We start from the raw sequence: 14,532 nt of genomic DNA on the forward strand, positions 1-14,532 counted from the left end.
TCAGGGGCCGGGGTGCAGCGCAAATCTAAAAAGATCAAACAGCGTGCTCGTCCCTCGGGTGCGGCGGCGGCCAAGAGAGTTGCCGCTCGATAACCTTGGTCGAGATCGGCTGCTATGTCATCGTGGCGCAGCGCCGCGTGCGTCCCCGATCTCCAGCCAATAGCCATCGGGATCCTGTGCATAGATCTGGCGGACGCCGTCGAACCGGAGCTGCATCGTGTGCGGGGTGCCCGCAAGGTCGGTCCAGACGCGTCCGTGCTGGTCAAGCCAGGCAATGACGGTGGCGAGATCATCGACGTGCAGCGCCAGATGCTCGTTCCGGTTCGAGGGTTTCGGCGTCGTACGGCCGTCGAGGATGTGGAGCGCGAGGCCATGGCCGAGATCGAGCCAGCGGCGGTTCTTGAGCGGCGTCGGGATGATCCGCAGGCCGAACGCCTCGTGATAGAAGGTCGCACTGCGGTCGATGTCCGCTGCCTGGATCGCGACATGCTCGGCGGTCGCCGCGGGCGCCGCTGTCGTTTGCAACGCTGCAAGCGCGAGAAGAATGGATGGCACGATCATGAGGCCCGGTCCCTGAAATATGTGGTCAGCGCGTGTGTGACGATGAAGGCCCGGACCCATGCGGCGCGCCGTCGGCACCGTCGTCAAAGAAAGAACCGGGTGCGCGGCACGTCACGTGCAGCGCACCCGGAGATCGGGTCGACATCGGCAGGGGGGGCGCGCCGATATCGACCAGAAACGTGAAGTCCTCAGAACTGGAAATTGACCGCGAGCGCGTAGGTGCGGCCGAAATAGGATGTGTAGAGCGGGTCCTGACGCACCGTGTCGACGGTCAGGCGATTGGTTTCGTCCGTGATGTTTGATACTTCGGCGATCAACTTGATATGCTCGTTGAGGTTGTACGAGGCCGATGCGTCGACGAAGATCGAACTCGCATTGGCGGTCGAATCTGCGTCGACCGAGCCGCTGGGGACGGCGGTCAGGAAGGCCGCGCGATAGTTGACAGTCGAGCGGATGCTGAACTTGTCGTCTTCATAATATAGCGTCCCGCTTGCCGTTTCGGGCGACAGCCCGACCAGCGGCGCGGTCCGGGACAGGGTCGGCGAGATGACGTAGTTGATGTTCGACCGGACCCGCGTGAAGTTGCCGAGCGCGCCGAAATTGCGCAGCACGCCGGGCAGGAAGGTGAAGGGCAACTGGACGTTGACCTCGAACCCGCGCAGTGGTCCGCCCTCCGTGTTGTTGCTGCGCTGGACGGTGAACACGTCGGTCGGGCGCAACTGCGTTCCGTTGAGCAGCGTCAGCGGCAGGCCGATATCCTGGAACGCGACCGCCTGGCTGGTCGTCTGGATATAGCTTTCGATATTCTTGTAGAAATACGCGACCGAGATCAGCGAGCCCTTGGCGAAATACCATTCGAGCGCCGCGTCGAACGTATTGGCACGGATCGGTTCGAGGAAGGGATTGCTGAAGGTTGCGGTCTGGATGACGAGGTTCGCGGAGCCTGCGGGGATCAGCTGCCCATAGGCTGGACGCGACATCACTCGCGCGACCGAGGCGCGCGCGATCAGCTCGGGCGTGATGTCGAGCGCGAGGTTCGCCGACGGCAGCCAGTCGTCATAGCTGCGGCCGACCTCCGATATCACGAACCGCGAGGGGTAGAGCGACCCCGCGGGCGCAGCCGAGGTGATCGGGCCATAGGTTTCGAGCTTGGTATGGACGTACCGTACGCCCGCATCGCCCCGCATCGCGAAGGGCAGCGAATTGGCGGTGTTGAACTTCACCATCGCATAGCCCGAGGCATATTTCTCATCGACGCCGCCATACGTGCCCTTGGCGCATTCGAGGCTGCAATAGACATAGTTGTCGAGCCCGACCGCGTCGCGGAATTTCTCGGGATCGATCGAGACGAAATCCTGCAACAGTCCGTCCAGGTTGCTGCCGATGCCAGTCGTCACGGTGGTGAGGCTGGCGAGCGTCACGCCCGACGGCAAGGCAAGCGGCGTGTTGGTGGCGAGCTGCCGCTCGCGCGCGGTATATTTGTTTGTGCGATACTGGCCGCCGATCTGCAGCGTGAAGTCGGGGGCGGCCTCCCATTCGCCGTTGAGTTCGAACGTCTTGCTCGTGATCGTGTTGCGACGGATGAAATTCGACAGCTGGCCGCGCTGGTCGCCGTTGGCGAGCGGCGGGCCATATTGGAAGAGCGCGGGATTGGTCGTGTCGATCCCGTAGCCGATTTTCGGAATGTCGGGATTGTCGCGGAAGTCGATCGAGAAGTCGCGCGTGTCATTGGCATCGATCGCGACCTGCAGGCGGTCGACGTCGAGCCGCGACTGGTTGATGCCGGCCAGGCCATAGACCCGGACGGTGTCGGAGAAGCGGTGGTCGAGATTCAGATTGACCTGGCGATAGGTCGAGGTGAACTTCTCCTGCTGCATCTCCGACCGCAGATCGACGCCGTCGAACAGCCCGTGGATCAGCGACCCATTGTCATCGACCTCGATCTCGCGGACCGACGTCAGCGGCTGGCCGTTGTTCGAGATCGCGCGCCCGAACGAGCGTGCATCGAAATAGGTGTCGAGCCGATCCACCTTGAACCGCGAATACAGCCCGTCGAGCGAGATGTCCGTATTGTCGCCAGGCTTCCATTGCAGCGTCAGCGTGCCCGCGAGACGCTGCTGTTCCTGGTCGCTTTTCGCGGGTCGCGGCAGGCGGGGGAGATAGACGCCGCCGCCCGGACGACCGTTCACCCCGGTCCGGCTCATGACATAATCATAGGCCGCCGCTGTGCTCGTGCGCGGATTTCCGGTGCTGCAATTATTGGCGTCTGCGCCGATCGGCGTGCCGTTCGGCTGGGCGTAGCCGGCGGTCGGGCTGTTCGTCGCGGCCCCGCGAAAGCTGTAGCCGACCGGGGTGCAGAAGGGGAAGATCACGCCGGCATTCGCGGTGCCCGCAGGCTGCGCCTGGCCATAGACCGTGGTCGGCACGACATCGGCGGCCGAATAGGCATATTCTGCGATATGGCGCTTCGAATAGGCGATGCTGCCGAGGATGCCGAACGTGTCGCCAAATTGCTTGGAGACCAGCGCGGACAGGCGCGGATCGGCCTTCGTGCTGATGTCGTTGTAGATACCGCGCGCAGTGCCGGTGAGCACGAAGCTCTTCTTCTGGTCGAACGGCTTGGGCGCGCGCAGGTCGACCGTCGCGCCGAGCGAACCTTCCTCGACATCGGCCGACAGCGTCTTGCGCACCGACAGCGCGGAGAAGATTTCGGTCGGGAAGGTCACGAAGTCGAACGAACGGCCCGTCGCTACGCCGCCGCGAATGTCGGTACCGCTGACCTGCGACACGCCTTCCATGCCGTTGATGCGGACGCGCGTGAACTGCGCGCCGAGGCCGCGGACCGAGATGTTGCGGCCCTCGCCGCCGTCACCGCGCGACAGCGCGACGCCGGGGATGCGCTGCATCGACTCGGCGAGGTTGGAATCGGGGAACTTGCCGATATCCTCTGCGACGATGCTGTCGATCGCGGCGGTCTCGTTACGCTTCTGGTTGAGTGCGTTGTTCAGCGAGGCGCGGAACCCGGTCACGACGATATCGGCGTTTTCCGGCTCGGACGTGGCCTGGGTCGGGTCGACGGGATCGGGTGAACTCGTCTGGCTGTCTGCTGGTTGCGGCACCTGGCTGCCCGCGGTTCGCTGGGCCATGGCCGGCGCGGCGATCAACAGACCAATGACGCTCGTCGAGATAAGCAGCATGCGCTTATCGAAGCTCTTGTGGCTCAAGGACCCTCTCCCGATAGGCCGGTCGCGCTGAGTCGGCGCGACCCGACATTTTGCCGCCCCAGTTTTCTAGGGTCGACGTAGGTCGTCAGGTATCAGGGCCACAGAAATATGACAATATGGAATCATTTGGTCAGACAATTAGTTTGACCAATATTTTGAGGCGCATCCGTAGCCGCGATTTGACAGCATGCACCTCTCGACGTGGGGGCGGGTCAGACCGAGCGACGGGCCAGGGCACGGCGGCGCTGGACGGTCGCGGCCCGCGCGCGTTCGACCGCTTCGGTCTCGGTGACGTCGAGCAGGTGGTCGATCACACGCGCAAGGTGATCGCGCATCGCGTTGCGCGCGTCGACCGGCGAGCGCGCCTCCAGCGCGGTCAGGATCCGGCCGTGCTCGGCCATGCGGTTCTCCGTGCCGAGGCTTCCCGCCTTCGCCAGTACCTCGCGCGCGAGTGGCGAGCGGAAGCGCATGTCCCAGAAGTCGGCTACCGCGGAGATGATCACCGCATTGCCGGTCGCCTCGGCGATCGCGATGTGGAACCGGCGATCCGCGTCCTCCGCTGCGATCGTGTCGTCCTGATCCATCTGCGCTAGCAGACCGCGCAACTCGACCAGCTGCTCTTCGGTGATCTCGGTGGCGGCAACCGCGGCGACTTCCCCTTCGAGCAGGCGGCGCGCCTCAGTGATCTCGAATGCGCCGATATCGAGTTCCTGCTCCGAGTCGTTCGATGACGATGCCAGCACGAAAACGCCCGATCCCTTGCGGGCCTCGACCATGCCCTTCATCTCCAGCGCGATCATCGCCTCGCGGATCGTCGGGCGGCTGACCTGAAACCGCTCCGTCAGATCGCGTTCGGCGGGCAGGCGACCGCCGACCTGAAACACGCCGTCCGCGATGTCCGTCATGATCGCCTGCACGATCTTGCGGTAGAGTTTACCGCCGCCTTCAGCGTCCTGCATTGCATTCCTCGTTCGATAGACGGCAGCCTGAACGTCGGCGCCGTCCCCTACATCGCGCGGACACCGGCATCGTCAAGTCCGGTAAGCCCCGAACCAGCGGAAACATTGATAAAATGCCTTACAATCTGTTTGCATGTGGCCCGACCACAAATTAGGGTCGGTTTTGGAGAGACGTACGGCAGCGACATGTCGGCGGTGAAACGATGCGAGACGACCGGACCTGTCCGGATAGGGCTGCCCAGCCCGTGCTCGCAGAAAAGAGAAAAGGGGAGGCGAATGGTTCGAGCACTCGCAATTCTGACCTTGGCGGCCGCACCGTTGCTGCTGCAGCCGTCGGTCGACGCTGCCCCTGCGTCTCAATCGTCTACAGATCAGGCAAAAGCACCGTGGCGCGACGTGACCCCGCGCGCGGGGCTGGCCGGCTGGCGCGCGACCGGGGGCAACGCGACCTATGCGTTCGAGAATGGCGAGCTGATCGGGCGCGCCGAGCCCGGCAAGACGAATAGCTGGCTCGTGTCCGAGGCGCAGTATGGCGACTTCATCGTCGAATTCGACGCGAAGACCGACCCTGCGCTCAATTCGGGGATGATGATCCGCGGACAGAGCCGGCCCGATTATCGCAGCGGCGTTGTGCACGGCTATCAGGTCGAGATCGATCCATCGGCGCGCGCGTGGAGCGCGGGCATGTATGACGAACAGCGCCGGCAATGGCTGTACACGCTCGGCCGCAACGCGCCGGCGCGGCAGACCTTCCGCTCGGGCGACTGGAACCACTACCGTGTCGAGGCGATCGGCACGCGACTGCGCAGCTGGATCAACGGCGTGCCCGCGACCGATACCGTCGACGATGTCGATGCGCGCGGCTTCATCGCGTTCCAGGTCCATGCAATCCCCGATGCAGACGCCGTTCGGCACCCCGAGGTGCGGTTCCGCAACGTCCGCGTGATCACCGATGCGCCGGCGCGCTACGCGATGCCCGCGACCGCGCTGCCGCAACAGGGCTGGCTGAGCAATCGGCTGTCCGCAGAGGAGCAGCGCGAAGGCTGGAAACTGCTGTGGGACGGCAAGACCAGTGCCGGCTGGCGCAGCGCGAAGGGCACCGCGTTTCCGACGACGGGCTGGACGATGGCCGGGGGCGTGCTGCGCGTGGACGGCGGCGGCGGCGACATCGTCACGACGCGCGAGTATCGCAATTTCGAGCTGTCGGTTGATTTCAAGCTGACGCCCGGCGCGAACAGCGGGATCAAGTATTTCGTCGATGCAGGGCTGCTGAAGCGCAAGGGTGACGCGCTCGGGCTCGAGTATCAGCTGCTCGACGATGCGCGGCATCCCGATGCGAAGATGGGCCGCGACGGCAACCGGACGCTTGGCTCGCTCTACGATCTGATCGCGGCGAAGAACCTGTCCGACCCGGCAAGCCCGGGCAAGCGGATCAATCCGCCGGGCGAATGGAACCGGGCGGTGATCCTGGTGCGCGGCGCGCGTGTCGAGCACTGGCTGAACGGGTTCAAGATGGTCGAATATGACCGCGGGTCGCCGGCGTTCCGGGCGCTCGTGGCGCAAAGCAAATATGCCGGGATCGCCGGGTTCGGCGACGCCGTGCAGGGGCCGATCCTGCTCCAGGATCATGGCGACCGGGTCGAGTTCCGGTCGATCAAGCTGCGTACACTCTAAGGGGGATCAAACGATGGACCGTCGGACGATGATAAAGGGCGCGGGCGCGACGCTGGGCATGGCGATGACCGCGCGCAGCTATGCACGGATCAAGGGCGCGAACGACCGGCTCAGCGTCGCGATCGTCGGCGTGAACAGCCGCGGCCAGGCGCATATGAGCGCGTTCACCAAGGTCCCGAACGTCGAGGTCACGCATTTCTGTGACGTCGACTCGGCGGTACTGGCCAAGCGCGCGGCGGCCTTTGCCGCGAAGGGCCATGCCGCGCCGCGGACCGAAGGCGATTATCGAAAGCTGCTCGACAACAAGGCGATCGACATCATCACCATCGCTACGCCCGATCACTGGCACGCCAAGCTGGCGGTCGACGGGATGAAGTCGGGCCATCACGTTTATTGCGAAAAGCCGATCGGCATTGCGCCGGCCGAGGGCGAGGCGATGATCGCCGCGCAGAAGAGCACCGGGCGCCAGCTGCAGGTCGGCAACCAGCAGCGCTCGAGCCCCGAGACGCGGCAGCTGCTCGCACTGGTTCAGGCGGGCGAGCTGGGCGACGTGTACGAGGCGCAGACCTGGTACGCCAATAATCGCGGATCGATCGGTAAGGGGCAGCAGGTCGCACCACCCGCGACGCTCGACTGGGACATGTGGCAGGGCCCGCGGCCACGTGCGGCGTACCGGTCGAACCTGGTGCCGTATAACTGGCACTGGTTCTGGCAATATGGAACGGGCGAGCTGTGCAACAACGCAATGCACGAACTCGACATCGCGCGCTGGCTGATGGGGGTGACCTATCCGACGAAGGTCGAGGCGAAGGGGGCCAAGCGCTTCCACGCGGGCGACGACTGGGAGATGTACGACTCGCTGTCGCTCGACCTGAACTACGACAACGACCGGGTGATCCGCTGGAACGGGCAGAGCTGCAACGCGATGCAGACCTATGGCCGCGGCCGCGGCGTGCTGCTGCTTGGCACCAAGGGGTCGGCCGTGGTCGATCGCAACGGGTTCGAACTCTATGATCTGGCGGGCAAGTCGATCCGGCAGGTAATGGCCAAGGCGACCTCGGAGACGACCGGCACGGTTGGCGAGGGTGTGCTCGACGTCTATCACGCGAACAATTTTGTCGACGTGATCCGCGGCAAGGCCACCACGCTCAACTCGCCGATCACCGAGGGGCATATCAGCACAACGCTCTGCCACCTCGGCAACATGGCCTATCGCACCAACAGCGTGCTGACCGTCGATCCCGCGACCGGCAGGCCGAGCAGTGCCGAGGCGATGAAGCTGTGGTCGGTCGCCTATGAACCTGGCTGGGAGGTCAAGGCCTGACGTGGGTATCGCCGCGCGGGTCGAGCGCTTCGTCGCGATGGGGACGCGGATCGAGCTTCACGTCTTCGGTGCAGGGTCTGAGGATGCGCTGGTCGCGGCACGGCGTGCGATCGAAAGCGTCGACGACGCGTTGACGATCCACCGGCCGTCGCCGACGACCGCGCTCAATGACGAACTGCTCGCCGGGCACGGCGTCGCAATCGACGATCCGGTATTGATCGAGGCGCTGATCGCGATCGACGAGGCGTATGCGCTGACCGAAGGGTTGTTCGATCCGGCCGCCGATCGGCGGTTCGCCGGGGCGGGCTGGGGCGATCTCGTGTTCGACCGCAGCACCGCGCGGATCGCCGCGATCCGGCCGCTCGCGCTCGATTTCGGCGGCTTCGGCAAGGGCTTCGCGCTCGACCGCGCGTGCGCCGCACTGCGCGATGCGGGCGTCGTCTGCGCGTGCCTGTCGGCGGGTGAAAGCTCGATCGCGGTGATCGGGGAGCATCCGCTGGGCGGCGGATGGCCGTTCGCGATTCCCGATCCGTCGCGCACCGACGCGGTACTGGTCGAGGTCGAGCTGGTCGACGAGGCGCTGTCGATCTCGACGACGGTCGGTGCGGGCACACAGGCGCCCGAGCGCGCGGCGATGATCCGCCCGACCGATGGCGGGATCGTGACCGCGGCGCGCTGTACCGTGGCGATCGATCGCAGCGGCGGCATAGCGGAGGCGATGAGTACCGCGCTGCTCGTCGCCGATGCGCCGCGCGCGCGACGCCTGGTCGAGGGCGCGCCGGCGCGGCGGTTCCAGTACGATCTTTCCAAGGCGGCGGCGCCGACCGACGACACAGCAAGGATGCAAGCGGCATGACCGACAAGGATTTCGACCTCTCGCGGCGATCGTTCATCGATCGCGTGCTGACGGCGACGGCGGGCGCGGGGATGGCGGGCGCGGGGATGGCGGCCGCCGCACCCTGGGCGGTGTCCGCAGCCTCCGCCGCGGCGGGCGCCGAGCCGGTCAAGTCGAACCCGGTGCGGCTGGGCGTGATCGGCACGGGCGACCGCGGCCGCGCGCTGATCCAGAACATCGCCAAGTCGCGCAACTGCACGGTCGTCGCGATCTGCGACAGCTATGCGCCGAACCTCGTCAAGGCGCAGCAATGGGCGCCGACCGCGCGGCGCTTTGCCGATCACCGCGCGATGCTCGATGCGCGCGGGATCGACGCGGTGGTGATCGCGACGCCGCTCGACACGCATGCGAAGCTCTGTTTCGACGCGTTCGACGCCGGGCTGCACGTGTGGTGCGAAAAGGCGATGGCACGGACGATCGCCGACTGCGGCGCGATGATCACGCGTGCGAAGGCGGCGGGCAAGGTGCTGCAGATCGGGCATCAGCGGATGTTCCACCCGACCTATCTCAACGCGTTGAAGCGCGCGCGCGCGGGTGAGATCGGCACGCTGACACAGATCCGCGCGAGCTGGCACCGCAACAATGCCTGGCGCCGCGTCGTGCCTGCGGATGCGAACGACCGGCAGATCAACTGGCGGCTGTACCGCGACCGGTCGGCGGGGCTGATGACCGAGCTGGCGACGCATCAGCTTCAGGTCGGCAACTGGTTCCTCGACGCGGTGCCGACGCGGGTGATCGGGTCGGGCAGCATCTGTTTCTGGAAGGATGGCCGCGAGGTCTATGACCATGTCGCGCTGATCTACGAATATAGCGGCGGGCGGAAACTGATCTACACCTCGCTGCTCAACAATGCGCGCTATGGCTGCGAGGAGCAGATCCAGGGGAGCAAGGGGACGATCGAGCCCGAGCTCGGGCGCATCTATCAGGAAGTGCCCGCCAAGGTGCTGGCGTTGCAGCGGATGCACAAGGACGTCGCGCGCGGGCACAAGCGCACGGTGCCGATCGGCGGCGCGACCTGGTTCCCCGAGCTGCCCGTGACGACGCCCGGCGAGTCGCTCGGCTGGGGCGAATATGACGAGACGATGCTCCAGTTCGAGGGCTTTGGCGAGGCGGTGCGCGCGGGCAAGCCGCTGCCCGGCCTGTTGCGGCAGGCCTATCAGGCGAGCGTCGCGTCGCTGCTCGGCGAGCAGGCGATGGACCAGAACCAAGCAATGACCTGGCCGACGAACCTGGTCTCGATCTAAAAGGGGATAGAGCTGTGAGCGACACCAACCGCCGGGGACTTCTCGGGCTCGGACTGACCGCCGGACTGGCCGCGGGCTTCGCCGCCGACGCTTTCGCGCAATCCGCCACGCGCGGCGATGCACCGACCGAGGGGGCGGTGGCAAAGCCCGCGCCCGAGGCCAAATACCGCGTGCCGTTCGCGGTCATCGGGATGGACCACAACCATATCTATGGGATCACCGACGCGGTGATCCGCGGCGGCGGCGTCCTGACCGCCTTCTACGCGACCGATCCCAAGCAGATCGCGATGTTCCGCAAGCGCTATGGCGACATCAAGCTGGCGCGGTCCGAGCAGGAGATCCTCGACGACCGCGCGATCAAGCTGGTGTGCAGCGCGGCGATCCCCGTGCTGCGCGCGCCGCTGGGCATCCGCGTGATGCGCGCCGGCAAGGATTATCTGAGCGACAAGGCCGCGGTCGTGACGCTCAAGCAGCTCGCCGATGTCCGCCGCGCGATCCGCGAGACGGGACGCAAGTTCGCGATCATGTATTCCGAGCGGCTCGAGGTGCCCGCCGCGGTGATGGCGGGGCAGCTCGTCCATGACGGCGCGATCGGGCGCGTGATCCAGACGATCAACCTCGCGCCGCACCGCCTGTCCGCACCGAGCCGTCCCGACTGGTTCTGGGACCCGGCGCGCAACGGCGGCATTCTGACCGATGTCGGCAGCCACCAGGCGGACCAGTTCGTCTATCTGACGGGCAGCAAGCGCGCGCAGGTGCTCGCGTCGCAGACGGGCAATTTCGGCAATCCCGCGCATCCCAAGTTCGAGGATTTCGGCGACATGATGCTGAGCGGCGATGGCGGTGCGGGCTATGTCCGCGTCGACTGGTTCACGCCCGACGGCCTGTCGACCTGGGGCGACGGCCGCCTCTTCATCCTCGGCACCGAGGGCTATATCGAGCTCCGCAAATACGTCGACATCGCGGGACGTCCGGGCGGCAACCACCTGCTGATCGCGGACAAGAAGGGCACGCGCTATCTCGATTGCTCGAAGGTGCCGCTGCCGTTCGGACCGCAGTTCGTGACCGACCTGGTCGAACGCACGTCGGTCGCGCAGGATCAGGAGGGCGCGCTGCTCGCCGCCGAACTCGTGCTGACCGCGGAGGCGCGTGCGACTCCGGCGAAGCGATGACGGCGCGCCGCGGCGCGGCGGCCTGCACAGTGCTGCGCGCGATCGGCATCGGCGTGGCGCTTGCGGCGGCCGCACCAGCCGCACCGGGGCCGGGTCGCGATCCCCTGCCGCTCAGCGACTATGTCGATCCCCTGATCGGTACCGGGGACGACGACGAGGGCGACACGATCCCGGGGGCGACGCTGCCCGCGGGGTCGATCCACCCCAGCCCGAACACGATCACCGCGGCGACCAGCAATGCAGGCTATGACCGCGCCGCCCCGCTGAGCGGGTTTGCGCAACTGCATACGCAGGGGTCGGGCGGGGTGCCGAGCTATGGCACGTTCCTCGTCTCGCCGCAGACGGGGCCGCTCGCGACGACCGAGGCGGAGCATCTCTCGCCCAAGCGCGACGAGCGCGCGCGGGCGGACGGCTACCGCGTGACGCTCGCGCGCTATGGCACCAATGTCGAGATCGCGCCCGCGCATCACGCCGCGCTGTACCGCTTCACCTTTCCGAACAGCGGCGACGCGCATCTGCTGTTCGACGTGACGCGCAAGATCATGGGCGAGCTCGGCACTGCGGGATCCGAGGTGACGCTGTTCCCCGAGCAGGGCAAGATCGTCGGGCGCGTCCGCACCCGGCATTACTGGTCGCCGGCGGAGGTCGATGTCTGGTTCGTCGCCAAGGTCGATGCGAAGCCGACCGCATGGGGAATCGAACGCGCCAATGTCCGCGCCCCCGGCGCGACGCGCGCGAGCGCGCCCGCGGACCAGCCGCTGCGCGCGTGGTGGACGTTCGGCAGCGCGGGTCGCGGCCCCGTCTCGATGAAGATCGCGGTCTCCTTCGCCAGCGCGGCGCGTGCCGAAGAGCTGCTCGCACAGGATCTGCCCGGCTGGGACATGGCCGCGGTTCGCAGCGCGGCGGGCAAGGCGTGGAACGACGCGCTCGGGCGGATCACGATCGACGGGGTCGGCGCGGCGGATCGGCGGCGCTTCTACACCGCGCTCTACCACAGCGTCATCCAGCCGCGCGACCGGACGCAGGACCAGGCGGACAGCGAGCGCGCGTCGCCGCTGTACGACGATCACTATACGCTGTGGGACACCTACCACACGCTCTATCCGCTGATGTCGCTGATCCGGCCCAGCGCCTATGCGGGTGTGATCGGATCGTTCGTGCGGACGTGGGAACGCTATGGCGCGGCGGATACCGCGTTCATCGCCGGGCGCAATTTCCATGTCGGCCAGGCGGGCGACGAGGTCGACAATGTGATCGGCGAGGGGTTCCTGCGCGGTGTTCCCGGCGTCGACTGGCAGAAGGCGGCGAACGTCGTCCTGTTCAACGCGTTCGAGCGGCGCCGGCCGCGCTATCTGGTCGACGGCTATTTTGCGGTCGACGATCGCAGCCCCGAGGGCACGCCGCAGCGGTCGCGCTCGGGATCGGCGACGACGGGCATGGCGCTCAACGATTATTACACGGCGAAGGTCGCGGCAGGCACGGGGCACGCCGCCGAGGCCGCGCTGCTCGAGACGCGCGCGGGGAACTGGCGCAACGTCTGGGATCCGCGCGCGGCGAGCGACGGCTATACCGGGTTCGTGGGGCCACGCTTTGCCGACGGACGTTTCCAGCCGAACGATCCCAAGCGCGGCTGGGACGGCAAGACGCACGACAATTTCGGCTTTTACGAGGGGACGGGCTGGATCTACTCCTATGCCGCGGTCCACGACGTTCCGGGCATGGTCGCGATCATGGGCGGGCGCGCGGCGTTCACGCGGCGGTTGCAGCATGCGTTCGATGCGGGGCTGATCGACTTCACCAACGAGCCGTCCTTCTCGACGCCCTGGCTGTTCAGCGAGGTCGGGCGCCCCGACCTGGCGAGCAAATATGCCGATATCGTCTTCCGGCGGTTTACCGCGGACGCCTATCCCGGCGACGAAGACAGCGGCGCGATGAGTTCGCATTACGTGTTCAACCGCCTCGGTCTGTTCCCGAAGCTCGGCAGCGACCTCTATTATCTCCACGCGCCGCACCAGCCGCGGAGCCGGATCACGCTCGAGAGCGGGCGAACCTTCACGATCGTCGCGCGCGGGCAGGGAGCGGGGACGCGCTACATCCGCGCGGCGCGGCTCAACGGGCAACCGCTCGACACGCCGTTCGTGTCGCAGGCCGCGATCCTGCAGGGCGGCACGCTCGAGCTCGATCTGGGTCGTACGCCGAACGACTGGGGTCGCGCGGCGTCGTCGCTGCCCTGAGACCCGATCGGCGTCAGCGCCAATGTGCGCCGGGTTCGGCGGGAACCACGGTCTTTGGTGCCGCGCTCAGCCGGCGGATCAGGTCGGTCTCCGCCTTGCGATACGGCGTGCCGTCGGCGCGGAAGACCTCGTGGAACCAGATCGTCGGCTCCTCCATCACATAGGGCTTTTTCCAGCTGTCCCAGGGCAGCCGCGTCTGCGTCTTTCCATCGACGAACCCCCAGTTCATCATCGCGACATTGTAGCGTTTGGCGATCGGCAGCGAGCCGTCGAACGTCGATCCGTTGCCGCGCGCCATATATTCGGTGCACAGGATCGGCCGGTTGTACGGCAGCAACTGGCGCACGCGCACCTCGAACGTCTCGGGCCAGCTGTAATCGTGGAAGCTGATGACGTCGGACTGGCCCAGCTGGAGCGTCTCCATCGGCGACAGCTTGCCACCGGTCGGGGTCCAGTCGTCATGCTGCCACACGCCCGACGTCAGCGGCTGTGACGGGTCGGTGTCACGTGCCCAGTCGAACGCCTGCGCGAGAAGCGCGCGGACGAGCGGTTCCTTCCCCTCCTGGCCCTTATACTGGTCGGCACCATTGTCGGGTTCGTTCCAGACATCCCAGCCCAGGATGCGATCGTCTTTCGCGAACGCCCCGACGATCCCCTGCACATAGGCCTTGTACGCGGGGTAGCGGCTCCGGTCGCGCAATCCCGGCAGGCCAGGACCCTGCACCCAGCCCGAATTGTGGACGCCTGGGATCGGCGGATGCTGGGGCCCGAGCCTGGGATCGGGATCCCAGCAGCTGTCGAACAGCACGAACAGCGGCCGGATGCCGTGCGCGTGCGCGATCGTCAGGAACGCGTCGATGCGGCGCTTGAAGCCTTCGGGATCCTGGACCCAGAGCTGGTCGTGGAGGAACACGCGCATCGTGTTCATCCCGATCCCTTGGGCGAGGCGTAGCTCGTGATCGATCCGGTTGGGATCCCAGGTCGCCGCCTGCCACATTTCGAGCTGGTTGATCGCGGAGGCGGGGGTGTAGTTCGCGCCCACCAGCCAGGGCTGCCTCGCGTACCAGGCCCTGGCCTGCGCCTCGGTCCAGCGCGGGCGGGCATCGGCAGTGCCGACGCTCAGCAAAGGCGTTGCCGCGAGCGCGGCCAGCAATAGCTTGCCCATGTCATCCTCCCCTGTCGGTCATTCTCGTTGCAGATCAGGTACGTCTGGCCGAATTGAACGAAGGCCGGGCCGGTCATCGC

Annotated in this window: 10 protein-coding genes; 6 read left to right on the top strand and 4 right to left on the bottom strand. The window is 66.5% G+C overall.

The features are described from left to right. Nucleotides 1-117 precede the first annotated feature (117 nt). The 3 genes from J3A66_RS00970 to J3A66_RS00980 form a co-directional block, all read right to left on the bottom strand. The gene (locus tag J3A66_RS00970) at nucleotides 118-561 is read right to left on the bottom strand and encodes a VOC family protein (protein WP_209566585.1); all 444 of its coding nucleotides are present in this window, start codon (nucleotides 559-561) and stop codon (nucleotides 118-120) included. Between the two features lie 188 nt (nucleotides 562-749). Next, on the bottom strand, nucleotides 750-3,785 hold the full coding sequence (locus J3A66_RS00975; protein ID WP_209566586.1) for a TonB-dependent receptor: 3,036 nt from the start codon (nucleotides 3,783-3,785) through the stop codon (nucleotides 750-752). Between the two features lie 212 nt (nucleotides 3,786-3,997). Further along, nucleotides 3,998-4,744, bottom strand: coding sequence for a FadR/GntR family transcriptional regulator (locus tag J3A66_RS00980; RefSeq protein WP_031439703.1), 747 nt, complete (start codon nucleotides 4,742-4,744; stop codon nucleotides 3,998-4,000). Nucleotides 4,745-5,020: 276 nt separating this feature from the next. On the opposite strand from J3A66_RS00980, the gene J3A66_RS00985 reads away from it, so the two are divergent. Genes J3A66_RS00985 through J3A66_RS01010 form a run of 6 tightly spaced genes read left to right on the top strand, consistent with a single transcriptional unit; the run spans nucleotide 5,021 to nucleotide 13,287 of the window. Then, complete coding sequence (locus tag J3A66_RS00985; RefSeq protein WP_209566587.1) at nucleotides 5,021-6,418, top strand: DUF1080 domain-containing protein; 1,398 nt, start codon at nucleotides 5,021-5,023, stop codon at nucleotides 6,416-6,418. Between the two features lie 13 nt (nucleotides 6,419-6,431). Then, nucleotides 6,432-7,742, top strand: a complete 1,311-nt coding sequence (locus J3A66_RS00990) for a Gfo/Idh/MocA family oxidoreductase (protein WP_209566588.1) — start codon at nucleotides 6,432-6,434, stop codon at nucleotides 7,740-7,742. 1 nt (nucleotide 7,743) lies between these two features. Beyond that, on the top strand, nucleotides 7,744-8,598 hold the full coding sequence (locus tag J3A66_RS00995; protein WP_348633966.1) for an FAD:protein FMN transferase: 855 nt from the start codon (nucleotides 7,744-7,746) through the stop codon (nucleotides 8,596-8,598). Continuing rightward, complete coding sequence (locus J3A66_RS01000; protein WP_209566590.1) at nucleotides 8,595-9,881, top strand: Gfo/Idh/MocA family oxidoreductase; 1,287 nt, start codon at nucleotides 8,595-8,597, stop codon at nucleotides 9,879-9,881. Before J3A66_RS00995 ends, J3A66_RS01000 begins: the two co-directional genes overlap by 4 nt. A gap of 14 nt (nucleotides 9,882-9,895) precedes the next feature. Next, nucleotides 9,896-11,053 carry a Gfo/Idh/MocA family oxidoreductase gene (locus J3A66_RS01005; protein ID WP_031440490.1) on the top strand — a complete coding sequence of 386 codons (1,158 nt, stop codon included), beginning with the start codon at nucleotides 9,896-9,898 and terminating at the stop codon, nucleotides 11,051-11,053. Then, nucleotides 11,050-13,287 (top strand): GH92 family glycosyl hydrolase, encoded by a 2,238-nt coding sequence (locus J3A66_RS01010; RefSeq protein ID WP_209566591.1) that lies wholly within the window; start codon nucleotides 11,050-11,052, stop codon nucleotides 13,285-13,287. Before J3A66_RS01005 ends, J3A66_RS01010 begins: the two co-directional genes overlap by 4 nt. A 13-nt stretch (nucleotides 13,288-13,300) precedes the next feature. Here the strand turns inward: J3A66_RS01010 and J3A66_RS01015 are convergent, their stop codons facing one another. Further along, nucleotides 13,301-14,452, bottom strand: coding sequence for a cellulase family glycosylhydrolase (locus J3A66_RS01015; protein ID WP_209566592.1), 1,152 nt, complete (start codon nucleotides 14,450-14,452; stop codon nucleotides 13,301-13,303). Between the last annotated feature and the right edge of the window lie 80 nt (nucleotides 14,453-14,532).

The sequence above is a fragment of the Sphingomonas sp. PvP018 genome, assembly GCF_017876865.1.
GTDB classification, from domain to species: domain Bacteria; phylum Pseudomonadota; class Alphaproteobacteria; order Sphingomonadales; family Sphingomonadaceae; genus Sphingomonas; species Sphingomonas aerolata.